26 protein-coding genes and 4 pseudogenes are annotated in these 25,311 nt (G+C 71.4%); 14 read left to right on the forward strand and 16 right to left on the reverse strand.

The features are described from left to right. Positions 1-28: 28 nt before the first annotated feature. Together ACYUED_RS42885 and ACYUED_RS42890 are read left to right on the forward strand one after the other, a co-directional pair. Positions 29-668 (forward strand): annotated as a pseudogene (locus tag ACYUED_RS42885) (alpha/beta hydrolase); the annotation flags it as partial. A gap of 88 nt (positions 669-756) precedes the next feature. Then, the gene (locus ACYUED_RS42890; RefSeq protein ID WP_491289800.1) at positions 757-1,719 is read left to right on the forward strand and encodes a class I SAM-dependent methyltransferase; all 963 of its coding nucleotides are present in this window, start codon (positions 757-759) and stop codon (positions 1,717-1,719) included. Positions 1,720-1,929: 210 nt separating this feature from the next. Here ACYUED_RS42890 and ACYUED_RS42895 read toward each other — a convergent pair whose 3' ends face one another. Continuing rightward, positions 1,930-2,769: a helix-turn-helix transcriptional regulator gene (locus ACYUED_RS42895; protein ID WP_491289801.1), complete on the reverse strand. Its 840-nt coding sequence runs from the start codon at positions 2,767-2,769 to the stop codon at positions 1,930-1,932. Positions 2,770-2,870: 101 nt separating this feature from the next. Between ACYUED_RS42895 and ACYUED_RS42900 the strand changes: the two genes are divergently transcribed. Continuing rightward, positions 2,871-3,578, forward strand: coding sequence for an SDR family oxidoreductase (locus tag ACYUED_RS42900; RefSeq protein ID WP_491289802.1), 708 nt, complete (start codon positions 2,871-2,873; stop codon positions 3,576-3,578). Positions 3,579-3,715: 137 nt separating this feature from the next. On the opposite strand, the gene ACYUED_RS42905 is transcribed toward ACYUED_RS42900, so the two are convergent. The 5 genes and pseudogenes from ACYUED_RS42905 to ACYUED_RS42925 form a co-directional block, all read right to left on the reverse strand. Then, positions 3,716-4,462 (reverse strand): GntR family transcriptional regulator, encoded by a 747-nt coding sequence (locus tag ACYUED_RS42905; protein ID WP_491289803.1) that lies wholly within the window; start codon positions 4,460-4,462, stop codon positions 3,716-3,718. Then, positions 4,455-4,691, reverse strand: a pseudogene (locus tag ACYUED_RS42910) (acyl-CoA dehydrogenase family protein); the annotation flags it as partial. The gene ACYUED_RS42905 and the pseudogene ACYUED_RS42910, both read right to left, overlap by 8 nt. A gap of 11 nt (positions 4,692-4,702) precedes the next feature. Beyond that, the gene (locus ACYUED_RS42915) at positions 4,703-5,893 is read right to left on the reverse strand and encodes a CaiB/BaiF CoA transferase family protein (RefSeq protein WP_491289804.1); all 1,191 of its coding nucleotides are present in this window, start codon (positions 5,891-5,893) and stop codon (positions 4,703-4,705) included. Continuing rightward, positions 5,890-6,024: a hypothetical protein gene (locus tag ACYUED_RS42920; RefSeq protein WP_491289805.1), complete on the reverse strand. Its 135-nt coding sequence runs from the start codon at positions 6,022-6,024 to the stop codon at positions 5,890-5,892. Before ACYUED_RS42920 ends, ACYUED_RS42915 begins: the two co-directional genes overlap by 4 nt. 226 nt (positions 6,025-6,250) lie before the next feature. Then, positions 6,251-6,349: pseudogene (locus ACYUED_RS42925) on the reverse strand (site-specific integrase); the annotation flags it as partial. Between the two features lie 108 nt (positions 6,350-6,457). Between ACYUED_RS42925 and ACYUED_RS42930 the strand changes: the two are divergent. After that, the gene (locus ACYUED_RS42930) at positions 6,458-6,997 is read left to right on the forward strand and encodes a 2'-5' RNA ligase family protein (RefSeq protein WP_491289806.1); all 540 of its coding nucleotides are present in this window, start codon (positions 6,458-6,460) and stop codon (positions 6,995-6,997) included. Positions 6,998-7,059: 62 nt separating this feature from the next. After that, positions 7,060-7,185, forward strand: coding sequence for a hypothetical protein (locus ACYUED_RS42935; protein WP_491289807.1), 126 nt, complete (start codon positions 7,060-7,062; stop codon positions 7,183-7,185). Positions 7,186-7,379: 194 nt separating this feature from the next. On the opposite strand, the gene ACYUED_RS42940 is transcribed toward ACYUED_RS42935, so the two are convergent. Beyond that, positions 7,380-8,663 carry an MFS transporter gene (locus ACYUED_RS42940; protein ID WP_491289808.1) on the reverse strand — a complete coding sequence of 428 codons (1,284 nt, stop codon included), beginning with the start codon at positions 8,661-8,663 and terminating at the stop codon, positions 7,380-7,382. A 56-nt stretch (positions 8,664-8,719) separates the two neighbouring features. On the opposite strand from ACYUED_RS42940, the gene ACYUED_RS42945 reads away from it, so the two are divergent. Then, a complete protein-coding gene (locus ACYUED_RS42945) occupies positions 8,720-9,700 on the forward strand; it encodes an ArsR/SmtB family transcription factor (RefSeq protein WP_491289809.1) in 981 nt (326 codons plus the stop codon). Positions 9,701-9,987: 287 nt separating this feature from the next. Here ACYUED_RS42945 and ACYUED_RS42950 read toward each other — a convergent pair whose 3' ends face one another. After that, the gene (locus ACYUED_RS42950; RefSeq protein ID WP_491289810.1) at positions 9,988-10,215 is read right to left on the reverse strand and encodes a hypothetical protein; all 228 of its coding nucleotides are present in this window, start codon (positions 10,213-10,215) and stop codon (positions 9,988-9,990) included. Between the two features lie 114 nt (positions 10,216-10,329). On the opposite strand from ACYUED_RS42950, the gene ACYUED_RS42955 reads away from it, so the two are divergent. Then, positions 10,330-11,232, forward strand: coding sequence for a LysR family transcriptional regulator (locus ACYUED_RS42955; RefSeq protein ID WP_491289811.1), 903 nt, complete (start codon positions 10,330-10,332; stop codon positions 11,230-11,232). Positions 11,233-11,385: 153 nt separating this feature from the next. Here the strand turns inward: ACYUED_RS42955 and ACYUED_RS42960 are convergent, their stop codons facing one another. Continuing rightward, the gene (locus ACYUED_RS42960; protein WP_491289812.1) at positions 11,386-11,949 is read right to left on the reverse strand and encodes an NAD(P)H-dependent oxidoreductase; all 564 of its coding nucleotides are present in this window, start codon (positions 11,947-11,949) and stop codon (positions 11,386-11,388) included. A gap of 98 nt (positions 11,950-12,047) precedes the next feature. Between ACYUED_RS42960 and ACYUED_RS42965 the strand changes: the two genes are divergently transcribed. Beyond that, positions 12,048-12,728 (forward strand): TetR/AcrR family transcriptional regulator, encoded by a 681-nt coding sequence (locus ACYUED_RS42965; protein ID WP_491289813.1) that lies wholly within the window; start codon positions 12,048-12,050, stop codon positions 12,726-12,728. Between the two features lie 32 nt (positions 12,729-12,760). Here the strand turns inward: ACYUED_RS42965 and ACYUED_RS42970 are convergent, their stop codons facing one another. Further along, positions 12,761-13,894, reverse strand: a complete 1,134-nt coding sequence (locus ACYUED_RS42970; protein ID WP_491289814.1) for an FAD-dependent oxidoreductase — start codon at positions 13,892-13,894, stop codon at positions 12,761-12,763. Positions 13,895-13,936: 42 nt separating this feature from the next. Further along, on the reverse strand, positions 13,937-14,608 hold the full coding sequence (locus ACYUED_RS42975; RefSeq protein ID WP_491289815.1) for a TetR/AcrR family transcriptional regulator: 672 nt from the start codon (positions 14,606-14,608) through the stop codon (positions 13,937-13,939). Positions 14,609-14,703: 95 nt separating this feature from the next. Here ACYUED_RS42975 and ACYUED_RS42980 point away from each other — a divergent pair, with 95 nt between their 5' ends. The 3 genes from ACYUED_RS42980 to ACYUED_RS42990 are packed head-to-tail and all read left to right on the forward strand — an operon-like array spanning position 14,704 to position 18,422. Further along, a complete protein-coding gene (locus tag ACYUED_RS42980; protein WP_491289816.1) occupies positions 14,704-15,750 on the forward strand; it encodes a LacI family DNA-binding transcriptional regulator in 1,047 nt (348 codons plus the stop codon). Positions 15,751-15,776: 26 nt separating this feature from the next. Next, a complete protein-coding gene (locus tag ACYUED_RS42985; RefSeq protein ID WP_491294698.1) occupies positions 15,777-16,955 on the forward strand; it encodes a 4-hydroxybenzoate 3-monooxygenase in 1,179 nt (392 codons plus the stop codon). 30 nt (positions 16,956-16,985) lie between these two features. Then, positions 16,986-18,422, forward strand: coding sequence for a benzaldehyde dehydrogenase (locus ACYUED_RS42990; protein WP_491289817.1), 1,437 nt, complete (start codon positions 16,986-16,988; stop codon positions 18,420-18,422). Between the two features lie 54 nt (positions 18,423-18,476). Here ACYUED_RS42990 and trxA read toward each other — a convergent pair whose 3' ends face one another. Then, positions 18,477-18,863 (reverse strand): thioredoxin, encoded by a 387-nt coding sequence (trxA, locus tag ACYUED_RS42995; RefSeq protein WP_266592285.1) that lies wholly within the window; start codon positions 18,861-18,863, stop codon positions 18,477-18,479. 120 nt (positions 18,864-18,983) lie between these two features. Here trxA and ACYUED_RS43000 point away from each other — a divergent pair, with 120 nt between their 5' ends. Next, positions 18,984-20,417 carry a dihydrolipoyl dehydrogenase family protein gene (locus tag ACYUED_RS43000; protein WP_491289818.1) on the forward strand — a complete coding sequence of 478 codons (1,434 nt, stop codon included), beginning with the start codon at positions 18,984-18,986 and terminating at the stop codon, positions 20,415-20,417. A gap of 90 nt (positions 20,418-20,507) precedes the next feature. On the opposite strand, the gene ACYUED_RS43005 is transcribed toward ACYUED_RS43000, so the two are convergent. Beyond that, a complete protein-coding gene (locus ACYUED_RS43005) occupies positions 20,508-21,152 on the reverse strand; it encodes a peptide deformylase (RefSeq protein ID WP_491289819.1) in 645 nt (214 codons plus the stop codon). A 151-nt stretch (positions 21,153-21,303) separates the two neighbouring features. On the opposite strand from ACYUED_RS43005, the pseudogene ACYUED_RS43010 reads away from it, so the two are divergent. Then, a pseudogene (locus ACYUED_RS43010) lies at positions 21,304-22,696 on the forward strand (PepSY-associated TM helix domain-containing protein). Positions 22,697-22,794: 98 nt separating this feature from the next. On the opposite strand, the gene ACYUED_RS43015 reads toward ACYUED_RS43010, so the two are convergent. The 3 genes from ACYUED_RS43015 to ACYUED_RS43025 form a co-directional block, all read right to left on the reverse strand. Continuing rightward, positions 22,795-23,142, reverse strand: coding sequence for a tetratricopeptide repeat protein (locus ACYUED_RS43015; RefSeq protein ID WP_491294700.1), 348 nt, complete (start codon positions 23,140-23,142; stop codon positions 22,795-22,797). 113 nt (positions 23,143-23,255) lie between these two features. Then, the gene (locus ACYUED_RS43020) at positions 23,256-23,699 is read right to left on the reverse strand and encodes a MarR family transcriptional regulator (protein WP_491289820.1); all 444 of its coding nucleotides are present in this window, start codon (positions 23,697-23,699) and stop codon (positions 23,256-23,258) included. Beyond that, on the reverse strand, positions 23,696-24,178 hold the full coding sequence (locus ACYUED_RS43025; protein WP_491289821.1) for a MarR family winged helix-turn-helix transcriptional regulator: 483 nt from the start codon (positions 24,176-24,178) through the stop codon (positions 23,696-23,698). The genes ACYUED_RS43020 and ACYUED_RS43025 overlap by 4 nt, the downstream gene beginning before the upstream one ends. Before the next feature lie 109 nt (positions 24,179-24,287). Here ACYUED_RS43025 and ACYUED_RS43030 point away from each other — a divergent pair, with 109 nt between their 5' ends. Further along, positions 24,288-25,253 (forward strand): pirin family protein, encoded by a 966-nt coding sequence (locus ACYUED_RS43030; protein ID WP_491289822.1) that lies wholly within the window; start codon positions 24,288-24,290, stop codon positions 25,251-25,253. The last annotated feature ends 58 nt before the right edge of the window (positions 25,254-25,311 follow it).

Genomic DNA, 25,311 nt, shown 5'->3' on the forward strand with positions numbered 1-25,311 from the left:
GTGACCGGTGAGGAAAGCGAACGGACTCGACCACGAGCGGCTCGTCACCGGCGTCGTACGCCGCGCTGCCCGCCTGGCTGCCCGTGGTGCTGGTCGGGCACAGCATGGGAGGCGTCTCGGTGAGCAGGGTCGGCAACGCCGTGCCCGAACTCCTCGCGCACATCTGCTACATGGCCGCGTTCTGGCCCAGCCGCAGCATGCCCTCCCTGAACGCCTGCGCCGCCTCGCCCGAAGGACAGCACGCCATGACTGCGCTGGACCAACTCGTCGGAGATCCCGGGAAGTTGGGCGTGCCGCGCCTCAACTGGCGTACCTCCGACCGCTCCGGGACCTCGCGGTGTTCAAGGAGATGATCTGCGCCAACCAGCCAACTACTCGGACCTCGCGTTCCTGCGGGTGCTGGAGGGCATGCAGCCGGACGAGCCGATGACCGCCTACGACAGCCGGGCCGTGGGCAGGGCGGAGACATGGGGCCGGATCCCCCGCACCTATCTGCGGTTCGGCAGGGACAGGACCGTCGCCACCCAGCTCCAGGACCGCATGATCGCGGAGGCCGACGCCCTCACCCCGGACAACCGGTTCACCGTCCGCAGCATCCCCGACGCGGGACACCTGGGCCCGAGGACCTCAGCCGTGTGACCGACATGCTGCATGGCCTGCGAGTTTAACCGCGCGGGCGCCCGGGCACGCCGAGGTGTTCACTGGACGTTCAGCCGAGCGACAGTTTGTTCGGTTCCCAGTGAGCACACTCGATTCATGGCGACTGCACAAGCAACCGACAAGAATCCCGGCGAGCTGAAAGACGTCCCCGGCTGGTTTCCGCCGCTGGACCAGACCCTGTTCACCTGGTTCCTCGAACGGCAGGAGACACGCGGCTTCGGGGGCGACCTGGTGGAGCTCGGCGCCTACATGGGCAAGAGTGCGATCCTGCTCGGTCACCACCGGCAGGACGGCGAGGAGTTCACGGTCTGCGACCTGTTCGGGGGCGAGGCACCGGACGGCGCCAACCGCGCCGAGACGGCGAAGTCGTACTCCTCGCTCACCCGGCAGGCCTTCGAACGCAACTACCTGGCCTTCCACGGCAACCTGCCCACGGTGATCGAGGCGCCCACCTCCGTGATCTCCAAGGAGGTCGGCGCCGACAGCTGCCGCTTCGTCCACATAGACGCCTCGCACCTGTACGAACACGTCCACGACGACATAGGAGCGGCCCGCGACCTGCTGCTCCCCGACGGCATCGTCGTCCTCGACGACTTCCGCTCCGAGCACACTCCCGGCGTCTCGGTCGCCACCTGGGAGGCGGTGCTCAACCGCGGACTGCGTCCCATCTGCCTGAGCACCCAGAAGCTGTACGGCACCTGGGGCGACCCGGAGCCCGTCCAGGAAGAGCTGCTGATGATGCTGAGGGACCGTACGGACATCGGTCTGAGCGTCCAGGAGGCCGCGGGCCACCGCCTGGTCCGCACCCGCGCCCACAAGGGGATGCAGTCGCCGCCCTTCCCGCACTCCCGGTACTACACGGGACCCGAACGGCCGAAGTCCTCGACGACGGCCGCTCATGCTCCCGCTGCCAAGACCCGCCGACCGCGGTCCCGGGCCCGCCGCATCGGCGTGGACCTGCTGCCCCCGATCGTCACCCGGGCGATACGACGGGCTCTCGCGTCCGGCGCCCAGGGCGCCCCCGGGCGAGCGGCAGCCCCTGGGCGCGCGACACGCTGAGGGGCAGCGTGACAGGCGTCGGTCGCCGGTGAAGCCGTTGGCGCAGTAGCCCCGGATCTCGTCCGCAGTGAGCGGGTGGGCCGCTTCGAGGAACCGCTCCACCCGCTGCTCGGCCCGACGTTTCGCGGCCTGGGCGGACCGTTCGACCGCGGGCTGCTTCCGAAGCTCGACGAGACGAAGGGGAAGCCCCGACAGTCGTGCCGGTCCGCGCTACTCGACCAGACTCTGGGTGCCGACCACCGAGAGCAGCTCCAGCTTCTCGGCGGCCTCGGTACCCGGTTCTGCCGAGTAGACGATGATGTGCAGGTCGTTGTTCTCCACGCGGAGTGTGTCGCAGTCCAGCGTGATCAGACCCACCTGTGGATGCTCGACCTGCTTGCGAGCAGCTTCCAGGCGGCCGACGACACCCGACTCCCACAACTCGGCGAACCGCTCGCTCTTGGCGCGCAACTCCGCGATCAGGCGCCGCAGTTGACGATCGGCCGGATACCTGGCGGCGGTCGTCCGCAGCTCGGAGACCATGCCGACCTGGAAGGCCCGCCATTCGTCCGGGGTGTGCCGCACCCGGGTCGGCCAGCCGAGGAAGTTGCGCCACACGCCGTTGCGTTCGAAACCGCGCAGACCGGACGGGTCACCCATCAGAGCCCCGTACATCGGGTTGGCCACCAGCAGCGTCATCGCCGCGTCGGACACCGCGACGGGCGTGTCCACCAGCCGGTCGAGCAGCCGCTGGACGCTGGGCGTGATGTGCCCGGGCACCATCTCGGGACCCGGTGGCACCAGCTCCGCCAGCCCGTACAGATACCCCCGCTCGTCCCCCGACAGCCGCAGCGCCCGGGCCAGCGCCTCGACGACCTGCCCGGAGGGGTTGGCCGCCCGGCCCTGTTCGAGGCGGGTGATGTAGTCGACCGAGATCCCGGCCAGCAGGGCCAGCTCCTCGCGCCGCAGACCGGCCGCGCGCCGGTGGCCGCCGGTGGGCAGCCCCGCCGCCGCCGGGGAGACCCGGTCGCGCCAGCGCCGCAGCGCCTGTCCGAGTTCCGTCGTCGTCATCCCCTCAGTGAACACCGTGGGCCGTGCCCGTGCCTGGTACCCGCAGTCCCAGGAAGAAGGGTCTCCTGGCTGATGGTGCCGCCGCGCCGGAGCCTGGAGGCATGACGACAACACTGATCACCGGAGCCAACAAGGGCATCGGCCACGAGACCGCCCGTCGACTCGTCGCCGCAGGTCACACCGTCTACGTGGGGGCCCGTGACGCCGAGCGCGGCCGCCGGGCCGCCGAGCAGCTGGGTGCGCGCTTCGTCCTCCTCGACGTCACCGACGACGCCACGGTCGAGGCCGCGGCCAAGACCGTCGAGGCCGACGGCGGCCTCGACGTACTGATCAACAACGCCGGCATCGAGACCAGGGACGAGGGCAACCGCGTGCCCACGGCCGAGACCGTGACCGCCGACCAGATGCGGAACACCTTCGAGACGAACGTCTTCGGCGTCATCCGCGTCACCCACGCCTTCCTGCCCCTGCTACGGCGTTCGGCCGCACCGGTCGTGGTCAACGTCAGCAGCGGCCTGGCCTCGCTGACGCACCTTTCCGACCCGGAACACCCCGGGCACTTCTACCCGGGCATCGCCTATCCGACGTCCAAGACCGCGGTGAACATGATCACCGTGCAGTTCGCGAAGGCGTTCCCCGGCATGCGCATCAACGCCGTCGAGCCCGGCTTCACGAAGACCGACCTGAACGGCAACACGGGTACCCAGACCGTCGAGCAGGCCGCCGAGATCATCGTGCGCATGGCCCAGGTCGCACCCGACGGCCCGACCGGCGGCTTCTTCGACGCGGGTGGTCCGCTGCCCTGGTGAGTCGGAGCTGAGCCGGCCGGGGTGCACCTGCCGCCTGGGTCGAAAGCCGCCGGAGTCGAAAGCCGACTTGGCTGAACAGCCCCGAACTGCCTAGGCCCTTGCGGGTTTTGATCTCCTCTGACAGGCAGGTCGTGGCATCACTGGCCGCTGCGCCGCAGCCGTACGCGGTACGAGTAGTGCTCGGGCAGGAAGTGGCTGATGGCCAGCTCGACGGGCTGTCCGCCCACGGTCTGGTACACGCGGTCGATGCGCAGCACTGCCCGGCCGGGTTCGCAGCCGAGGTGCTTGGCGATCTCCGGGGTTGCCTCGGCGACGGTGATGCTCTGTTCCGCCTCGGCGATCGGTTCGGGCAGCCGTTGGTCGAGCAGCCCGATGACGGTGAAGGCGCTGGGGGAGCCCGGCAGCGTCAACTCGTCGACCGCCTCCAGCAGTTGGCCGACGGCGGGCGGCAGCCAGACGCAGGTGTGGCAGAACGCCACGTCGTGGTGCAGCCGGAGGAAGGCCAGCTTGTGCACCCGGTCGGTGTTGAGGCCGAGTCGCCCCGCCGCGTCGACGTCGACCCGGCGATGCAGAGGCGTGACGACGTCCATACGGGTGTCGACGGACAGCCCCAACAGGTCGTCCACCGAGCCGAACTGCCGCAGGTACTGCTCCTCGCGGGGCGTGGCGAACGTCCCGCGTCCCGGCACCCGGTGCACCAGCCCCTCGGTGACGAGGTCCTGGAACGCCCGGCGCACGGTCTGCCGGCTCACCTCGTACGTCTCGGCGAGCTCCGCCTCCGTGGGCAGCCGGACGCCGTCGGGATAGTCGTGCCGCAGGATCGCCGTCCGCAGCTCCCGGGCGAGCCGGACGTAGGTGCTCTCCCGCTGCCGCTGCTCAGGCATCGAGACCGCCTCGGGCCACCGGCTGCGCCGCGATCACGTTCCGTTGGATCTCGTTCGTACCCTCGCCGACGATCATCAACGGTGCGTCCCGGACGTACCGCTCCACGTCGAACTCCGTCGAATAGCCGTAACCGCCGTGGATCCGTGGGGCGTTGAGCGCGATCTCCATCGCCCTCTCGGCCGCGAACAGTTTGGCCATGCCCGCCTCCATGTCATCGGAAGGGTCACCACTTCGTCTGGTCAGATGACGGCGTCGGCACGCAGCGCCTCGATGTCGCCGGGGGACAGGCCGAGGCCGGTGAGGATCGAGTCCGTGTGCTCGCCCACGTCCGGCACGGGATCCATGCGGGCGGGCACCCCCGCGAGGTCGGCCGGCGGCAGCAGCGCCTGCACCGTCGCACCGGGCACGGCCACCTCGCGCCAGCGCTCGCGGGCGGCCAGCACCGGGTGGTCCAGGAACGCGGCGACGTCGTTGACCCCCGCGCAGGCGATGCCGATCTCCTCCAGGTCCTTGAGGATCTCCTCGGCATCCGAGCGGGCGACGCGTTCGGCCACGATCGCGTTGACCTCCTCGCGGTGCACGACCCGGTCCGTGCCCGTCGCGAAGCGTGGGTCACCGGTCAACGCCGGTCGTCCCAGGAAGTCCGCGCAGAGGATGGCCCACTCGCGCTCGTTCTGGACGGAGAAGAGAACCTGCTTGCCGTCGGCCGTCGTGAAGGCGCCGTACGGTGCGATGGTCGCGTGCTGGGTGCCGAGGCGGGCGGGCTGACTGCCGCCGTACCGCGTGTAGTTCGCGGGCTGGCCCATCCACTCCGCCAGCGCCTCGAACAGGGAGACCTCGACGGGATGCGTCCGGCCGGTGGTGGCCCGTGTGTACAGGGCGGTGAGCACGCCGGTGTAGGCGTACATCCCGGCGGCGATGTCGGCGACGGAGATCCCCACGCGGGCGGTCCCGTCCGCGGTGCCGGTGAGGGAGACCAGGCCGGTCTGGCACTGCACCAGCAGGTCGTAGGACTTGCGGTCGGCCCACGGCCCGGTGGTGCCGTATCCGGAGATCGTGCACGGGATCAGCCGCGGGTGGCGCTCGGTGAGCGTGTCGACGCCGAGGCCCAGGCGGTCGGCGGCTCCCGGCGCCAGATTCTGTACGAACACGTCGGCGCCGGCGAGGAGTTGGTCCAGGATGTCCCGGCCGCGCGGGTCCTTGAAGTCCAGGGTGAGGGATTCCTTGGAGCGGTTGAGCCAGACGAAATAGCTGGAGTGGCCGTACACGCTCGTGTCGTAGCGGCGCGCGAAGTCGCCCTCGCCGGGCCGCTCCACCTTGATCACCCGAGCGCCGAGATCGGCGAGCTGCCGGGTGGCGTAGGGGGCGGCCACGGCCTGTTCCAGGCTGACCACCGTGATGCCGGACAGGGGGAGCTGATGCACCGTCATACCTCCTTGTCCGTACGGGCGGCCAAAGGCACGGCGACGGTGTTGGCCAGGGCCCGCTCCGCGAGCACCGGATCGTCCAGCGTCGCACGGTAATCGTGGGCCCATTGGGCGAGGGCGCGGGCGGCTGTCAACGGTCCCCCTGGGGTTCGCTGCCTGCTCTTCGTACGGCGGACATGTCCTCTGCGCAGATTTGTACGGCCAAATACAAGATCCTGTCAACGCCTGATCCGGCTATGTGACCTGGGTCTAATCGCGGGTGTTCTTGACGAGGTCGTCGACGAGGTCCTTGCGCGCCCGCCTCGGGCTCCGCACAATTCCGAAGCTTTGTACGTGCTCTGTTCGTGCTTTGTACGCAACAGTGCGGCCCTTGATCAGCCGGGGCAGGAGGCGGGCGGTGCCGGCGTCCCAGTACACGGTCTCCATCACGAAGTCCTCGCGCGGGGCGCCCCGGCGGCGCGTACCGGCCATCGGGGGAGGTTACCGGCTGAGGCATGTATAGCGCGCGTGCAAGTGATGTGTGATGCCGGGTCGCGCCCGCACCGTTCCGGCTGATAGACCCATGGCATGGCAGACGCAGACGACGATTCCGAGGGCTTCGCTACGGGGCAGACGGCGCTGGTCGTGCCCGTACCGGAGGCAGAAGCCTCGGTCCGGGTCTGGCGCGACCGCTTCGACCCCGCGGCCCGAGCCGGTGTCCCGGCGCACGTCACGGTCCTTTTCCCCTTCCTGCACGCGTCCCTCGTCGACGACGGGACGTGCGCCGCCCTGGACGAGGTCTTCGGGCGGCATCCGTCCTTCGACGTGCGGTTCGAGGAGTGCGGACGGTTCCCCGGGGTGCTCTATCTCGCACCCGCGCCGGCCGCTCCCTTCCGCAGGCTCACCGAGGCGGTCGTCGACCGGTGGCCGCAGGCCCCGCCGTACGGCGGGAAGTACGACCCCCACCCGCATCTGACGGTCGCCCAGGGACAGGACGACGCAGTACTGGACGAGATCGAAACGGGCCTCCGTCCAGGTCTCCCTTTCGCGGCGCGCGTGCCCACGGTCGATCTCGTGGTCTACAGCGGCACCGGCTGGCAACATCGGGCGTCCTTCGCCCTTCGGTAGCCGACCGGAACCAACCGGACGCCCGGCGTGGCGGGGGTCAGTCCGTCTCGGGGGCGGCCTTCGTGCGCACCATCACGCAGTCGAACTCGACCACCCGCCCCGTGGCCGCCTCGCGCGTCACCGGATACCTGCCCGTGATCTCGAAGCCGCCCTCCTCGTACCGCTGCAGCCGAGCCGGACGCTCGTGAACCGGCCGAGCGCCTTGTTCCGCGCCACCAGCCAGGTGTCCTTGCCGCCGCTGTCACCGCATATCCGCCCTGGTCCGTGGTGAGCAGGTCCGCCCCGGGCCCAAGAGGGGCCCGGACCCGTCCGCCGTGCTGTGAGACCACCGCGGTACCCGGTCCGAGGTCGGTCACCCGCACGCCCAGGCAGGGCATCCCCTTCAGCAGTTGTCGGTGAAGGGTCTGCATCCGGTCACCGTTCCAGAGGTGACGGGAAGCGGTCGCTCCGTTGGACGACCTTGGTCTTGACGGTGAGGAACGGTTGCCCACAGATGGCGCGCGAGGGCCGCGACCGTCAGCGTGGCGACCAGCGCGCACACGCCGGACCAGCCGAAACCGGCATACGCGCGGGCCCCCAGCCAGGACCCCGCGGTGCCGCCCAGGTAGACGCAGGTCATGTAAGCGGTGTTGAGCCGGCTGCGGACGTCGGCCCGGAGCGCGAAGATCCTCACCTGGTTGGCGACCATCCCGGACTGCATCCCCACGTCCAGCAGCAGGGTGCCGACGACCAGCGCCGTCAGCCCGGCCGCACCGCCCAGCCCGCCCAGCGCCAGGACCGGCGCCGAGACGCCGACCACAAGGAAGCAGCCGAGGTTCACCGCGTCCGGCCCCCGCCGGTCCGCCAACCGCCCCGCGGCCGGCGTGCACAGCATGGTCGCCGCGTTCACGAGCGCGAGCAGCCCCGCGGACCGCGCGCTCATGCCGTACGCCGGACCCGTGAGCAGGAGCGTCACGCCGGTCCACACCGCGGAGAAGCCTGCGAACACCGCGGCCTGGTACAGGCAGGAGCGGCGCAGCTCGGGTTCGGTGCGCAGCAGGCGCAGAGGTGCGGCGAGCAGGGCCGGATAGCGGTGCGTGACGGACGGGGAAGTCGTCGGGAGGGCGCGGGCCAGGAGGGCGGCGGCCGTCAGGGAGAGCACCGCCGACAGCACGTACGGGGCCCGCCAGCCGAGCCAGTCGCCGAGGGCGCTGCCGAACGTGCGGGAGAGCAGCATGCCGGCGATGGAACCGCTCAGCAGGGTGCCGCCGACCACCCCGCGGCGCTCGGCGGGCACCAGGCCGGACGCCAGCGGGCCCGCCAGCGGTGCGACCACTGTGCTCGCACCGACGAGGAGACTCGCGGCGGCGAGTGGCAGCAGGGCTCGTGCGCTGCTCGCGGCGAGCAGGCCGAGGCCGGTCAGCGTCAGCAGGGTGACGATCAGCCGGCGCGGGCACAACCGGTCGCCGAGCGGGACGAGCAGGAAGATCCCGGCCGCGTAGCCGAACTGCGTCGCGGTCACCACCGACGCGGCCGAACCGGGGGAGACGCCGAGGCCGTCGGCCACCAACGGGCTGATCGCCTGCGGGAAGTAGACGTTGCCCACGGCCACCCCGCAGGTCAGTGCCAGCAGCGCAAGAGGCCGTCGGTCGGCGGTACGCTGCCGGACGTCGTGTCGTTCCGTCATGCGTCGAAGTCCATGGCATCGACGGGCGGTTGCCAAAGGATGTAGCCGGAGGCTTAATGATCAGCTTCCTGCTCGACGTCGAGGACCTCGCGGACACCCGGTTCGCGATCTCGCCGCTGCGCGAGGTCATGGGCAGCCTGCGGGCCCTGCGCGCACCCGCGCTCTTCCCGCTGCACGTTCCCTGGCGCCGGTCGGTCCTGGCCCGCCTCGACCCCGCCGACGCGCGCCTGTTGACGGCCCTGGTCGGCGAGAGCCTGGCCCTGCCCGACTTCCTCACGCCACGGCCGACGACCTTCGCGCCCACGATCGAGGACCAGCTGGCCGTCGTACGCGCCACGCCCGAAGACGTCGTACGACGTGACCTGTACGCGGCACACGCACCGCGCCCCCTCCCGGACGCGCTGCGGCAGATCGCCGCCCCCGGTGCCGCACCGGTCGCCGAGCTGCTGGAGGAGACATGTGAACTCCTGCTTCGCTACTGGGAGTTGACCCTGTTGCCGCACTGGCCGCGGATGCGGCTCGTGCTGGAGGCCGACATCACCCACCGTGCCCGGCAACTGGCCACGGGCGGCGCCCGGCTCCTCTTCTCCGACCTGCACCGCAACGTGCGCTGGCAGGACGGGGTGCTGCGCGTCGACAGGATGATCGGCCGGCATCAGGTGGACGGTTCCGGGCGGGGACTGCGCCTGGTGCCGTCCCTATTCGCACACAAGCCCGCGCCTCCGCTCAGCGCCGACGAGCCCCCGATGCTGGCCTACCCGGGCCGGGGCGCCGCCACCCTGTGGGAGCCGACACCCGACCCCGACACCTCGGCGCTCTCCGCGCTGCTCGGCGCACCCCGCACGACGGTCCTGCGCCTGCTCGCCGAGCCCCTCCCCACCGTCGAGATCGCCCGCCTGCTCGGCGTGACGCCCAGCGCCGTCTCCCAGCACCTGAAGGTGTTGCACACGACCGGCCTCGTCACGCGAGCCCGCGACGGCCGCCGCGTGCTGTACCGCCGCAGTCCGCTCGGCGACCGACTGGCCGTCGGCGCCTGACCTCCAGAGGGCTCGAAGGCCCGCGTCACGGGAGACGGCGAAGGTCCCGGCGGACGGAGATGGCGAAGGTCCGGGCGGACGGTAGTGGCGAAGGTCCCGGCGGACGGAGATGCCGAAGGTCCCGGCGGACGGGGACGGCATGCGAGTGGGCGTGCACATCATGGAGTTCTACGGCGGTGCCGAGACAGCGATGCCGGCTGCACCGAGCCGGCTCTCGGCATGGTGATCCCAGGGCCGCGCCTCGGCGGTCCGGCGGCGTGGATCGAGAGCTTCGCGGCTCCGTCCGTTCAGCGGCTGGCCGGGCTGGCCGGGCTGGACTGGGGCTGCGTGGGCCGGCTGCGGGAGACGACGCGCATCCCGCGGCCGTCCACCACGCGGACCTGCAGCGAACCGCAGCCGCAACGGGTCCACACGGTGTGGCCCGTGGCGGTGCTGTGCCGGGACACCACCTGGAACGGCTCGGCAGCGTCCGGCCAGCCACAGTGCGGGCAGATGGCGCCGGTCGTGCTGATCATGGCAACTCCTCGTACGTGCTGACTGGTTGACCGTCGCGACACAGCCAGGGTGCAACCCGGGATCCGTTCACGTCCAGGTTGACTTTATGGACCTCACCTTGAAGCCTGGGCTTCATGATTGACCTGCGCCGACTGCACGTCCTGAGGGCGGTGGCCCACTACGGCACGGTCACCGCGGCCGCCCGCGCCCTGCACTTCACCACCTCCGCGGCCTCCCAGCAGATCCGCCAGCTCGCCCGAGAGCTCGGCGTCGGCCTCCTCGAACCGCAGGGCCGCGGGGTACGGCTCACCCCGGCCGCCGAGAGCCTGCTCGCGCACGCCGACGCCATCCAGGCCCTCTGGGAACAGGCCGAATTCGACCTGCGTGCCGAACATGCCCCCGCCGGACCGCTGCGCGTGAGCGGCTTCCCGGTGGCCGTCTCGGTGCTGCTCGCCCCGATGGCCGTGCGGCTGCACGAGCGTCATCCGCGGCTGTCCGTCCGCATCCAGGAGGCCGGGGTGCCGGAGAGCTTCGACCTGCTCTTCGAGGGCGAGAGCGACCTCGCCGTCGTCGAGGCCACCCCGCACAACCCGCCTCTGAGCGACGCCCGCTTCGACCAGCAGCCGCTCCTGGACGATCCGTTCGACCTTGTCGTCCCCGCCGACCACCCGTTGGCCGGGCGTGAGCGCGTCGACCTCTCCGATGCGGCGCACGAGGACTGGATCGCGCCCGTGGCGGGCAGCCCCTGTCGCCCGCACGTGATGTCCGCGTGCGGAGAGGCCGGATTCAGCCCCGGCATCCTCCATCACGCGCTGGACTGGAACGTCACCGCGCACCTGGTCGCAGGCCGGCTCGGCGTCGCGCTGATCCCCCGGCTGGCCCAGCTCACCCCGCATCTGCCGATCACCCGCGTGCCCTGCACGGGCAACCCGCACCGCAAACTGCTCACCTGCACCCGTCGCGGCGGCCGGGAACGGCCCGCGGTGGCGGCCGCCCTGCACGAACTGCGCGAACTGGCGCCGACGGCGGTGGCCTGAACTACCTGAGCGGCCCGAGTGTCCTGAGACGCAGGGGCGATGACCACGCGCCCGGGCAAGGGGGGCGGTCGGGCATGCAGAAGGGGCCGGAGCTGGTCGGCTCCGGCCCCTTTCAGCGGTCGTTCGTGCTGCTACTGCTACTGCTACTGCTGGTCAGGCGGCGGCAGCCGCGTCCGCGTGGCCGTGCAGGCGGGCGACCACCTCGGTCAGCTGCGCGGCGACCTCGGTGTCGTCGGCGGGGTGGGTCTCGGCGAAGCGGGTCAGCGAGCCGGGGATGGAGAGCTTGACGTCCTCCAGCACCTTGCCGCCGGCGATACCCACGGCCTTGCGGGTCTCGTCCTGCGCCCACACGCCGCCGAACTGGCCGAAGGCGGTACCGGCCACGGCGACCGGCTTGCCGCCGAAGGCGCCGGCGCCGTAGGGGCGGGACAGCCAGTCGATGGCGTTCTTCAGAACGGCCGGGATGGTGCCGTTGTACTCGGGGGAGAACAAGAGGAAGGCGTCGGACGCCTGCGCGGCCTCACGCAGCTTGGCGGCGGCGGCCGGGACACTGCCCTCGACGTCGATGTCCTCGTTGTAGAACGGGATCTCGGCGAGGCCCTCGAAGATCTCCACGTCCGCGCCCTCGGGAGCGAACTTGACGGCCGCCTCGGCCAGCTGGCGGTTGGTCGAACCGGCGCGAAGGCTGCCGACGAGCGCAAGGATGCGAACAGACATGCGAACTCCCAAATGCTGAAACGTTGCCGTTACGATCCGGACCAGGGTCCGTTTAGTTTCTAGCATCCTAACCGGACCGCGGTCCAGTTTTGTTCCCGATGCTTTACGCTGTCTTCATGCCTGCCGTCCTGCCGCCCTTTCCGAGGCCCGAAGAGCCCGTCGGCGAGCCCGAGTTGCTGCAGCTCGGCTCGGCCGAGGACGAGCCGTGCCTGCGTGCCGACGCCGCCCGGAACCGCGCGAAGCTGCTGGAGGCGGCCGCACGGCTGATCGCGGAGCACGGGGTGGCGGGGGTCACCATGGAAGCGGTGGCCGCCGCGGCGCAGGTGGGCAAGGGGACCGTCTTCCGGCGCTTCGGCGACCGCACCGGCCTGCTGATGGCGCTGCTCGACCATTCGTCGAGGACGCTGCAGGCCGACTTCCTCGGCGGTCCACCGCCACTGGGACCCGGGGCGCCGCCGGTCGCCCGGTTGCGGGCGTTCGGTGTGGCGCTGCTCTACCGCTCGGCGGAGCAGCTGGACCTGCAGCTGGCCGCCCAGCCGGAGCCGACCCGCCGGTTCGACCACCCGTCGATGCGGGTGCTCACCATGCACGTCACGATGCTGCTGCGGCAGATCGTGCCGAGAGCCGACTGCGACCTGCTCGCCCAGACGCTCATGGGCTATCTCGACCCCGCCCTGATCCACCACCTGACCCGGCAGCGCGGGATGTCGCTGGAGCGGCTCGAGGCGGGCTGGACCGATCTGGTCGCCCAGGTCACGGGCACGGAGCCGCCCCGCTGAACCGGGTTCAGCGCCAGGCGGCGATCCCCGGTTCAGCGCCGGGCGGCGAACGCGCCCACGAGCCCCTGCGGTGCGTCGGCGCGGAACAGCAGGACTCCGTTGCGAGCCGACTCGTCGGCGGAGCGCTCGCTGCGCGGGAACATCTTCTTCTCGTAGGCGGCCAGTGCGGCCTCGGTGTCGCCCGGGTGCGCCGTCAGGGCCAGGCCCAGTTCCGCCCCGTCGAGCAGCGCCAGATTCGCGCCCTCACCGGCGAACGGCGACATCAGATGCGCGGCGTCCCCGAGCAGGGTCACGCCCGGGACGCGCTGCCAGTGGTGTCCTACGGGCAGCGCGTGGATGCGCCGCGGGATCAGCGGGCCGTCGGCGTCGGCGACCAGTGCCCGCAGGCTCTTGTCCCAGCCCGTGAAGTGCTTGAGCACATACGCCTTGGCCGCCTCGGTGTCGGTGAGGTCGATGCCGTCCAGCCACTCCTCGGGTGCCTCCACGGCCGCGTAGACGTGCAGACTGCCGTCGGTCTCGCGGTGGGCGAGGAAACCCCGGCCCGCGCCGAGCGCGAAGAGTGACCCGCCGCCGACGACCTCGGCGGCGACGGGATGGCGCACGTCGGCGGCCCGCAGGTCCGCCTCGACGAACGACATCCCGGTGTAGGCGGGCTCGGCGTCCGAGACCAGTGGCCGGATCCGGGACCAGGCGCCATCGGCGCCCACCAGGAGGTCGGTGGTGAAGACGCTGCCGTCCGCGAGTTCCACCTGGTGCCGGCCGCCGCCCAGCGGATGCGCTCCGATGACCCGCGCGCCCCAGCGGACGGTGCCTTCGGGAAGCGAACCGAGCAGAAGGCCGCGCAGGTCGCCGCGATCGATCTCGGGGCGTCCGCCGTCTCCGCCGTCCGCCTCGTCCATGCGCACCACGGCGTCCTTGTCGAGGATCCGCATGGCCTCGCCGCCCTCATGGACGAGCGCCCGGAACTTCTCGTACAGCCCCGCGGCGCGCAGCGCCACCTGGCCGGAGTCCTCGTGGATGTCGAGCATGCCGCCCTGGGTGCGGGCGGCGGGGGAGGCGTCCAGGTCGTAGACGGCGGTTTCGACGCCGTGCACGTGCAGAACCCGGGCCAGGGTGAGGCCGCCGAGACCGGCGCCCACGATGGCTATGGGGTGGTGGGTGGTCATGCCGCACTCCCTGAAGTCGGTCGGATACGTCAGTCGGACAAGTCAGTTGGATACGGCGGTTTGCTCGATGCCCGCGATCACAGCCCGCAGGCCCCATGACAGGCGGGACTCGGGCGCGCCGGACAGCAGCTCGCCGCCCAGTGCGGCGATGCGCGGATGGGTTCGGTCCGAGATGCCGTGCAGGGCGCGGCGCAGGGCGTCCCACTCCTCCTCGGAGGCCTCCTGCGCGTGCTCCGCGGCTGTCGCGGTGGCGTGCTGCAGCAGCAGGTCCACGCCCCACGCGGCCTGCGCGGGCGGCACGCCGCCCTCGTCGAGCAGGGCCAGCAGCGCCTCGATCAGGTTCAGGTAGTGGGGGCCGCTCGGCCGGGCCGTGAGCGCGGAGCGGGCCAGGCTCGGGTGCTCGAAGAGCGTCGCGGTGTACGCGGTGAGCACCCGCTCCAGCCGATCCCGCCACGTTCCCTCGGCGGGGGCCGGACCGACCGTCCCCAGCAGCTCGTCCAGGACGGCCGCGTGCAGCTCCGCGGTGTTGCGGACGTAGACGTACAGCGAGGCCGGACCGGTGTCGAGCTCCCGCGCCAGGCGTCGCATGGTCACCTTCGCCAGTCCCTCGGCGCGCATGATCGCGACGGCCGCGTTCACGATGCCATCCCTGGTCAGGGCGGGCTTGGCCGGGCGCTCGCGGCGGCTGCGGGGAGTGTCGGTGCGGTCTGTCATGCCTCCAGGGTAACGAACATGTTCGTTGCGAACAAGTTCGTGACGAACATGTTCGCGCCTGCCCGCCTGTGGCCTCGGCCACAGGTTCTGCAAAGATGCCGTACGTCATGGTGCAGATACCGAAAACGCCCGCGCCCACCTCGTCCACGCAGCGCTCCGTGCCCACGAGCGCCGATGTGGCCCGCCTGGCCGGCGTCTCGCGCGCGACCGTCTCCTACGTCCTCAACAACACCAGTGCCGTACGGATCAGCGAGCCCACGCGCCGCCGGGTCCACGAGGCCGCGAAGGAACTCGGGTACGTGCCGCACGCGGCCGCCCGCAGCCTGCGCGCCGGGCACAGCCGTATGGTCCTGATGCCCGCCCCGGACTTCCCGATCGGCCCCCTCTACAGCCAGTTCATCAGCGAGCTGCAGTGGGCGCTGGGCCGCCTCGACTACACGGTCGTGCAGTACGGCTCGGTCGGCGTGCACGGCGACGAGGCCGCCCGAGCCTGGGCCGAACTGCGGCCCGTCGCCGTCCTGGTGCCCGGCGCGGGCCTCGGCCCGCAGGGCGTGACGGTCCTCAAGCGCTCGGGCGCCCGGGCCGTACTCACCCTCGGCTCCGGGTCCGTCGAGGGCGCCCACGCCCTGGTCATGGACCAGGAAGCCATCGGCCACTGCGCCGGCAGTCACCTCCTCGACCGCGGCCGGCGCCGCATCGGCGTCGTCGTGCCGGAGGCGGGCGGCCTGGAGTCCTTCAGCCTGCCCCGTCTCGAAGGCGTGCGCGGATCCCTGCACGGCACCGGCGCATCCGTCATCGAACTGCCCCTCGCCTACGAGGAGGAGGCGGCCGCGCGCCTCGCCGCCCGCTGGCGCGACCTCGGCCTCGACGCCGTGTTCGCGTACAACGACGAATACGCGATGCTGGTGATGAGGGCCCTGCAGGACGAGGGCGTACGCATCCCGCAGGAGGTGGCCGTGATCGGAGCCGACGACCTCATGCTCGGCCGGCTGCTGCGGCCCCGCCTGAGCACCGTCCACATCGAGCTGCCGTCCGGCCGTGACCTGGCCGAACTGGTCGACCGTGCGGTCCGCAACCCCGCCGCCGCGCCCGAGTCCCACAAGGTGCTGGGAGCCACGGTGGTCCACCGCGATTCCAGCTGACCCTCCGGGAGGTAGGCATGGCGCCCATGCGCACGACGGTCGGCATCATCGGCGGCGGCCCCGCCGGGCTCCTCCTGGCCAGGCTGCTGCACCGCACGGGCATCGACTGTGTCGTCCTGGAGGCCAGGACCCGGGAGTACGTCGAACAGCGCCAGCGTGCCGGAATGCTGGAGCAGGGCACGGTCGACGCCCTGCGCGAGGCCGGCGCCGCCGAACGCCTCGACGCGGAGGGCCTGGTCCACCAGGGCATCGAGCTGCGCTTCGACCGTGAACGCCACCACATCGACTTCCCGGCCCTCACCGGCGGCCGTACCGTCACGATCTACGCCCAGACCGAGATCGTGAAGGACCTCGTCGCCCTCCAACTGGCCGAAGGACCACCGCTGTTGTGGGAGGCGCAGGCACTCGCGGTCGAGAAGCCGGAGAGCGCCTCGCCCGTCGTACGGTTCCTGCACGAGGGCCGAGAGCAGACGCTCACCTGCGACTGGGTCATCGGCTGCGACGGCTTCCACGGCATCTCCCGCGCCACCTTCCCGGCCGAGAGCAGCCACTCGTACGAGCGCGACTACCCGTACTCCTGGCTCGGGATCCTCGCCGACGTGGCACCGTCCTGCGACGAACTGATCTACGCGCGCGGGCAGGGCGGCTTCGCCCTGCACAGCATGCGCTCCACCCGGGTCTCCCGCCTCTATCTGCAGGTCCCGGGCGGAACCGATGCCGACGACTGGCCCGACGACCGCATCTGGGACGAACTCGACGCCCGCTTCGCCGTCGACGCCGACTGGACGCTGCACCGCGGCCCGATCACCGCCAAGTCCGTTACGCCGATGCGCAGTTACGTCCACGAACCCATGCGCCACGGACGCCTGGTCCTGGCCGGCGACGCCGCCCACATCGTGCCGCCGACCGGCGCCAAGGGCCTCAACCTCGCCGTCTCGGACGTCCGCGTCCTCGCCCGCGCCTTCGCCGAACTGCACCGCTCAGGAACCGAGCAACTCCTCGACGCCTACTCCCGGACATGCCTCGCACGTGTGTGGCAGGCCACGCGTTTCTCGTACGACATGACTAGGATGTTGCACGCTCAACCAAATGGGGATGTGTTCGAGAACCGGCTGCAGTTGGCACGCCTGCGCCGGATCGCCTCATCCCGCCACGCCGCCGCCGAACTGGCCGCGAACTACACGGGACTTCCGCTGATCACCTGAGTCCCGCCAGTGACGAAACGGAGAGCCGTCATGCCGTTGCTCGAATCGAAAACCTGGCAGTCCCGCCCCCTGTCGGGAGCCGAGTACGCCGTAACGGAGCCTGCCACCGGGGACACCCTCGCCACCGTCACCCTCGCCTCCGCCGAGGATGTCGGCACGGCCGCCGAGGCCGCGCGCGCCGCCCAGGCCGAGTGGGCGCGCGTCCCGCACTTCGTCCGCGCCGGCGTCCTGCGCAGGGCCGGCGACCTGTTCACCGCGCACGCCGCCGAACTGCGCGACTGGATCGTGCGCGAGTCCGGATCCATCCCCGGCAAGGCGGACTTCGAGCTGCACGTCGCCGCCCAGGAGTGCTACGAGGCCGCCGCGCTCGCCTCCCGCCCGGCCGGACAGATCCTGCCCAGCGAGGCGCCCCGCCTGTCGTACACACGGCGGGTCCCGGTGGGCGTGGTGGGAGTGATCTCCCCGTTCAACGCGCCGGTGATCCTCTCGATCCGCTCGGTCGCCCCGGCCCTCGCCCTCGGCAACGCGGTCGTCCTGAAGCCGGACCCGCGCACGGCGGTCTGCGGCGGACTCTCCCTGGCCGCGGTCTTCGCCGAGGCCGGCCTGCCCGAGAACCTGCTGCAGGTGCTGCCGGGCGGCCCGGACGTCGGCCAGGCCCTGGTCGCCGACCCGCACGTGCCGGTCATCTCCTTCACCGGTTCCACTGCGGCGGGCCGGGCGGTCGGCGAGGCGGCCGGACGCCACCTCAAGCGCGTCCACCTCGAACTCGGCGGCAACTCCGCCCTCGTCGTGCTGGAGGACGCCGACCTCGACGCGGTGATCTCGACGGCCGCCTGGGGCTCGTTCTTCCACCAGGGCCAGATCTGCATGACGACCGGCCGGCACCTCGTCCACCAGTCGGTGTACGAGGAGTACGTCGAGAGGCTCGCGGCCAAGGCCGACGCACTCGCCGTCGGCGACCCGCACCGCGAGCAGGTCCACCTGGGCCCCATCATCGACGACGCCCAGCTCGCCAAGGTGCACGGTCTGGTGGAGGCCAGCACGTCCCGCGGTGCCACCCTGGCCGCGGGCGGTACCCACGAGCGGCGCTTCTACCGGCCGACGGTCCTGGCGGGCGTCGACGACAGCACTCCGGCCTACGCCGAGGAGGTCTTCGGCCCGGTCGCTCCCGTACGCTCCTTCGCCACCGTCGACGAGGCGGCGGCCCTGGCGGCCCACGGCGAGTACGGCCTCTCCCTGGGCATCGTCACCCGTGACACGGCCCGCGGTCTCGACCTCGCCGAGCGCATCCCGACCGGCATCGTCCACATCAACGACCAGACGGTGAACGACGAGGCCGTGGCCCCCTTCGGCGGCATCGCCGCATCCGGCACCGGCGCCCGCTTCGGCGGCGAGGCCAACCTTGAGGCCTTCACCGACGTGCGCTGGACGACGGTGCGTGGGGACGTGGCGCCGTATCCGTTCTAGGACTGCCCTGTTGGCGCTCTGACAGTGCTCCGGTGGTGCGTAGTGCGCAGTGCCCTACTGGCCGTTCTGGTCGGCCTGGGCCTGCTGCTCCGCGACCGCCTTGCGGACCTCGTCCATGTCCAGCTTGCGCGCCTGCCCGATGACGTCCGTCAGGGCGGCCTCGGGCAGGGCGCCCGGCTGCGCGAACACGGCGACCTGGTCACGGACGATCATCAGCGTCGGGATCGACTGGATACCGAAGGCCGCGGCCAGCTCCGGCTGCGCCTCGGTGTCGATCTTGCCGAACACCAGGTCCGGGTTCTCCTCGGCCGCCTTCTCGTACACAGGTGCGAACTGACGGCACGGCCCGCACCACGACGCCCAGAAGTCGATCAGGACGAACTCGTTGTCCGTGACCGTCTGGTCGAAATTCTCCTTGGTGAGCTCCACGGTGCTGCTCATGACCTGAAATCCCTCTTCCTGCTGTCGGGCGAAGCCGTCGGCACAACACGGCCGGCCGGTCACGTATTCCGCGCCCCTACCCGTGTGGCCTGAGCGCACACCACCCACCAGACTGGGCCCATGACGGATACGGAAACCATCGCGTACGACGTCGTGGTGCTCGGGGCCGGGCCCGTGGGCGAGAACGTGGCCGACCGCACGCGTGCGGCAGGCCTGTCCACCGCGGTCGTGGAGAGCGAACTGGTCGGCGGCGAGTGCTCCTACTGGGCCTGCGTCCCCAGCAAGGCGCTGTTGCGCCCTGCCATCGCCCGCGCGGAAGCCCGCCGGGTGCCCGGCCTGCGACAGTCGGTGCAGGGCCCCCTCGACGCCGCCGCGGTCCTCGCGCACCGCAACTACTACACCTCCGACTGGCACGACGACGGCGCTGCCGGGTGGCTGGAGGGCATCGGGGCCGACCTCCACCGCGGCCGGGGCCGCCTGACCGGCCCGCGCACGGTGACCGTCACCGGCTCGGACGGCGGGCGACGCGTTCTCACCGCCCGACACGCGGTCGCCGTCTGCACGGGCACCGACGCCGTACTGCCCGACCTGCCGGGCCTGGCCGACGTCAAGCCATGGACCAGCAGAAACGCGACGAGTGCGCAGGAAGTGCCGGGCCGTCTCGTCGTGGTCGGCGGGGGAGTCGTCGCCACCGAGATGGCCACCGCCTGGCAGGCCCTCGGCTCGCAGGTCACCGTCCTGGTCCGGGGCAAGGGCCTGCTCAACCGCATGGAGCCCTTTGCCGGTGAACTGGTCGCCGAGGCTCTCACCGAGGCCGGCGCGGACATCCGCACCGGTACGTCGGTCGAGTCGGTCGCCCGCGAGAACGGCACGGTCGTCGTCGTGACCGGCGACGGCGAGCGCATCGAGGCCGATGAGATCCTCTTCGCCACCGGCCGCCGTCCGCGCACCGACGACATCGGCCTGGACACGGTCGGCCTGGAACCGGGAGGCTGGCTGCCCGTCGACGACAGCATGCTGGTGAACGGAAGCGACTGGCTGTACGCGTGCGGCGACGTCAACCACCGCGCGCTCCTCACCCACCAGGGCAAGTACCAGGCGCGCATCGCGGGCGCCGCCATCGCCGCCCGCGCTTCCGGCGTACCGATCCTGGAGTCGGACCCCTGGGGCGCCCACACCGCCACCGCCGACCACCACGCCGTCCCCCAGGTCGTCTTCACCGACCCGGAGGCGGCGGCCGTGGGCCTCTCCCTCGCGGAGGCGGAACAGGCCGGGTACCGGGTACGGGCCGTGGACGTCGAGATGTCCTCGGCGGCCGGCGCGGGACTGTACGCCGACGGCTACCGAGGCCGCGCCCGCATGATCGTCGACCTGAACGAGGAGATCCTGCGCGGAGTCACCTTCGTCGGACCCGGCGTCGGTGAGCTCATCCACTCGGCGACGGTCGCCGTGGCCGGCCAGGTCCCGATCGGCCGGCTGTGGCACGCGGTGCCGTCGTTCCCGACGATCAGCGAGGTGTGGCTGCGCCTGCTGGAGGCCTATCGCGACAACTGACGTCCGCGGAGAGCGGGGGCGCGGCGAGGGAGGGGGGAAGGTGAGGGCGCTGCGATGAGCGCCCTCGATTCGCTGCAAAGCGCCCCTGATTCACGGCAGTTCGAAGCCGAGTGCCTTCGCCGCCTCCTCCGGCGTCGACTGCGTCCAGCGCTCCGCCATCGATGCGTTGGAGGACAGCGAGCGAAGTTCCGCGCGGTCGAGGTACAGCATCCCGTCGAGGTGGTCGGTCTCGTGCTGCACGATCCGCGCGGGCCAGCCGGTGAACACCTCGTCCAGCGCACGCCCTTGCTCGTCCTCGCCCGTCAGCCGCACCTGGGCGTGCCGTGCCACCACGGCCTGCCAGCCCGGCACGCTCAGGCAGCCCTCGAAGAAGGCGGCCCGCTGCGAACCGACGGGCTCGTACGACGGGTTGACCAGGACCCGAAACGGCTGGGGCACCCGGCCGCGGGTCAGCCGTACCTCGTCCGGCACCGGCGCCGGGTCCTCGATCACCGCGATCCGCAGCTCCACGCCGACCTGCGGCGCGGCGACTCCGACGCCGGGCGCCGCATGCATGGTGACGCGCAGGGCCTCCACGAAGCGGGCGAGCAGGGCCGGGTCGAGCTGACCGTCGAATCGCTCGGCGCCTCGCCGTAGCACCGGGTCGCCGGCCGCGACGATGGGCAGCGGCCCTTCGGCGGCGAGGAGTTCCTCGACCCGCTCGGCAAGGGGCGCGTGGTCACGGGCAGTTGCCATCGGTCCAGCATGCCACGGCCACCGGCGACAGACGTCACCCCGTGTGACACACGCCACTTCTGTCTCCGGGAACTCGGCGTCCCACGCGCCCGACTACTGAACTGCTACGCCGCATCACCTCCCCGCCCCCGTCCCTCGGAGAAGCCAGCCGATGTCCATCGCTCCCTCGACCACCAAGGATGACGCCCCGCCACCGGCCACCGCCCCGGTGCCGTCCCCCAGCCGATGGGCGCCGCTCCGCCCACCGGTACTGCGCCTGCACTTCTACGCCGGAGTGATCGTCGCACCGTTCCTGCTCGTCGCCGCGGTCACGGGCTTCCTGTACGCCGGCGCCTTCCAGGCCGAGAAGCTCGTGTACGCGCATGAGATGACCGTCGCGAGAACAGGCGGCACCGAACTGCCCATCTCCGAGCAGGTGGCCGCCGCCCGCAAGGCCCACCCCGGGGGCATCGTCTCGGCCGTACGCCCCTCCCCGCAGGCCGATGCCACCACCAGGGTGCTGCTGTCCGGCATCAAGGGCGTCGATCCCGACCACACCCTCGCCGTGTTCGTCGACCCGTACACCGGCAAGGTCCGCGGCGCCCTCGAACAAGTACGGCTCGACCGGAGCGCTCCCGCTGCGGACCTGGATCGACGAACTCCACCGCGACCTGCACCTCGGCGACACCGGCCGGCTCTACAGCGAGTTCGCCGCGAGCTGGCTGTGGGTGATCGCGGGCGGCGGCCTGGTGCTGTGGTTCTCCCGACGCCGTGCCCTGCGCACGGTGCGCGGCACCAGCGGACGGCGCCGCACGCTCGGCCTGCACGGCACCGTCGGTGTCTGGGCCGCCGCCGGGTTCGTATTCCTCTCGGCGACCGGTCTGACCTGGTCGACCTACGCCGGGGCGAACGTCGACGAACTACGCACCTCGCTCGGCCAGGCCACCCCGTCGGTGTCGGCGACGGCCGGCGGTGCGCACGAGGGCCACGGCGCCTCCGCCTCCACAGGGGACGCCGAGCACGGCGTCGGCCTCGACAAGGTGCTCTCCGCAGCCCGAGCCGAGGGCCTGACCGACCCCGTCGAGATCGTGCCGCCCGCGGACGCGAAGTCGGCATACGTCGTCCGGCAGGTGCAGCGCAGCTGGCCCGAGAAGCAGGACTCGGTCGCGATCGACCCGGCCTCCGGCAAGGTCACCGACGTCCTGCGGTTTGACGACTACCCGCTGCTCGCCAAGCTGACCCGCTGGGGCATCGACCTGCACACCGGAGTCCTCTTCGGCCTGGTCAACCAACTCGCCCTGATGGCGCTCGCGTTCTCCCTGGTCCTGCTGATCGTCTGGGGCTACCGCATGTGGTGGCAGCGCGGGCGCGGCTCCGCCTTCGGCCGGCCGATCCCGCGCGGCGCCTGGCAGCAGGTGCCTCCCCAGATCCTGGTGCCGGCGGTCGCCGTCATCGCAGTCCTCAGCTATTTCGTGCCGCTGCTGGGCATCCCGCTGGCGGCCTTCGTCGTCACCGACGTCCTGCTCGGCGAGATCGCCCACCGGCGGAGCGCGGCCGTCAGATAGCCGTCAAGTCGCCGTCAAGCAAGGAACAGGGGCCCGGGTTTCCGGGCCCCCGCCATGTCCGAGCCCTGTCCCAAACGGTCCTCAGGCCGAAACGGTCCTCAGGCCTGCTCGAAGTCGCCCGCGAGGGCCGAGGCGATGCGCAGGTGCGACTCCGCCTCCTTTTGCCGCCCCTGCCGCTCAAGCGTGCGGCCGAGCATCAGCCGGGCGTAGTGCTCCACCGGGTCGCGCTCGACGATGACGCGCAACTCGCTCTCCGCGCGCCGCAGTTGGGCCGAGTGGTAGTAGGCCCGTGCCAGCAGCAGCCGCAGTCCGGTCTGTTCCGGCACCTCCTCGACCAGCCCGCCCAGCACGCGCGCCGCGGCGGCGTAGTCCTTGGCGTCGAAGAACATCCGCGCACGCTCCCAGCGCTCGGCCGCTGTTCCATGGTCGTAGTACGTCGTCTCCACCGTCTTCTCCACCCTCGCCTCGACCGTCGCCTCCACTGTGACCTCCTTCGGAGTGCTGCAACCGCGAGGGGTGGTTGAACATTCCACTACATGATTTCGCTGCGGGGGAGTCCTCAGGCCGGCAGTGCGGCCAGCTCGGCGTTGGCCCGCTCCGTCACCAGGGCCAGGACGTGACCGGCAGCCGCCAGCTCCTCGGCCGGGATGCCGGCGTAGATCCGGGCGGAGATCTTCCCGGTCTCGGCGACCACCTCGGCGTAGAGCTCCCGTCCGGCGTCCGTGCAGTGGAGGCGGGACGCGTCGGCCGCCGCCAGCCCCTTGGCGATCAGCTCTTCGACGACGCCGTGTATGTCGGCCGCGTCGGCCTTGAGGGCGTCGGCGACCTGCTCGACGAGCTCCTCGCGCGCGACCGGCCCTTCCGCGATGGCCAGAGGCCTGAGGGTGATCTGCTGCTGGAAGGCGAGGCCGCGGCGGGCCAGGACGTGCTCCAGGACGGCGCGGCCGGCGTAGTGGGCGAGGGCGATGACGCGGCCGTCGACGGTCGGTGGGGTGGTGGTCATGACTGCTCCGTCTCGTTGTCACTGAATGGATCAAGAGGTGCGTCTAGCAGGGTCGCCAGGTCGCGGCTGAACTCCCGCGCACGCGCGCTGTCGAGGCCGCCGAGCGGCTCCAGCAGTTGCTGCAGCAGTCCCTGTACGACCTTGATGGCGCGCCCGGTGACCTCGCGGCCCTGCTCGGTGAGGGCCAGCCGCACGGCGCGCGGGTCCCGGGGGTCCCGGGTGCGCTCCACGAGGCCGGCCGCCTCCAGTGCGCGGGCCAGCTTGGACACGTAGAGCGGTTCGAGCCCGGTGCGGTCGGCGAGGCGGCGTTGGCTGGGACGCTCTCCGCTGCGCTGCATGCCGTAGAGCGAGGCCACCAGCGAGTACTGCGCATGCGTGAGGCCCAGCGGCGCCACCGCACGGTCGACGGCCACACGCCACTTCATGGACAGGCGCCACACCAGGAAACCGGGCGTCGCCTTCTCGGAACCTGTGCTCATAGCAGATACAGTACATGGCTACTATATCCATGGCTACTATTTGCGACGCCGGCGAGACCGCCCGTGTGACGGACTGACGGGACGCCCCCGGCGGGGCTAGGTTGGCGCCATGAGCAATCTTGATCGCGAGGCGGTTCCCGCTCTGTGCGGCGGCCGCGGCTTCGTGGTGGCAGAACCCGTGCGTGAACTCCTCAGCCCTCGACGCGTCCAGCTCGGCGAGTCGACCGAAGTCCGCCGCCTGCTGCCCAACCTGGGCCGCCGCATGGTCGGCGCCTGGTGCTTCGTCGATCACTACGGTCCCGACGACATCGCCGACGAGCCCGGTATGCAGGTCCCGCCGCACCCCCACATGGGCCTGCAGACGGTCAGCTGGCTGCACGAGGGCGAGGTGCTGCACCGCGACTCGACCGGCAGCCTGCAGACCATCCGCCCCCGCGAACTGGGACTCATGACCTCCGGTCGGGCGATCAGCCACTCCGAGGAGAGCCCGAGGCCCCACGCCCGGCTGCTGCACGGTGCGCAGCTGTGGGTCGCCCTCCCCGACACCCACCGCCACACCGACCCCCGCTTCGAACACCACGCACAACTCCCGGTCGTCACCGCGCCCGGACTCAAGGGCACGCTGATCCTCGGCGACCTCGACGGCGCGACCTCGCCCGGAACGGCGTACACCCCGATCGTCGGCGCCGACCTGGCCCTGGCCCGCGGCGCGGACGTACGCCTGCCGCTGCAGCCGGACTTCGAGTACGCCGTGCTGTCCATGTCCGGCGAGGCCCACGTCGACGGTGTGCCGCTGCTGCCGGGCTCGATGCTCTACCTCGGCTGCGGCCGCACCGAACTCCCGCTGCGCGCGGAGTCGGACGCCGGACTGATGCTCCTGGGCGGCGAGCCCTTCGACGAGGAACTCATCATGTTCTGGAACTGGATCGGGCGATCTCAGGAAGAGATCGTACAGGCCCGTCAGGACTGGATGGAAGGCTCCCGGTTCGGGGAGGTGAAGGGCTACGACGGGGCGCCACTGCCCGCACCGGAGCTGCCCCCGGTGCCGTTGAAACCGCGGGGAAGGGTGCGCTGACCTGCGGAGACGCGTCAACGTTGGTGGCCGCAGGGCGAAAGGCTGGGCGATGACCGGT

The organism is Streptomyces sp. DF42, from assembly GCF_058267695.1.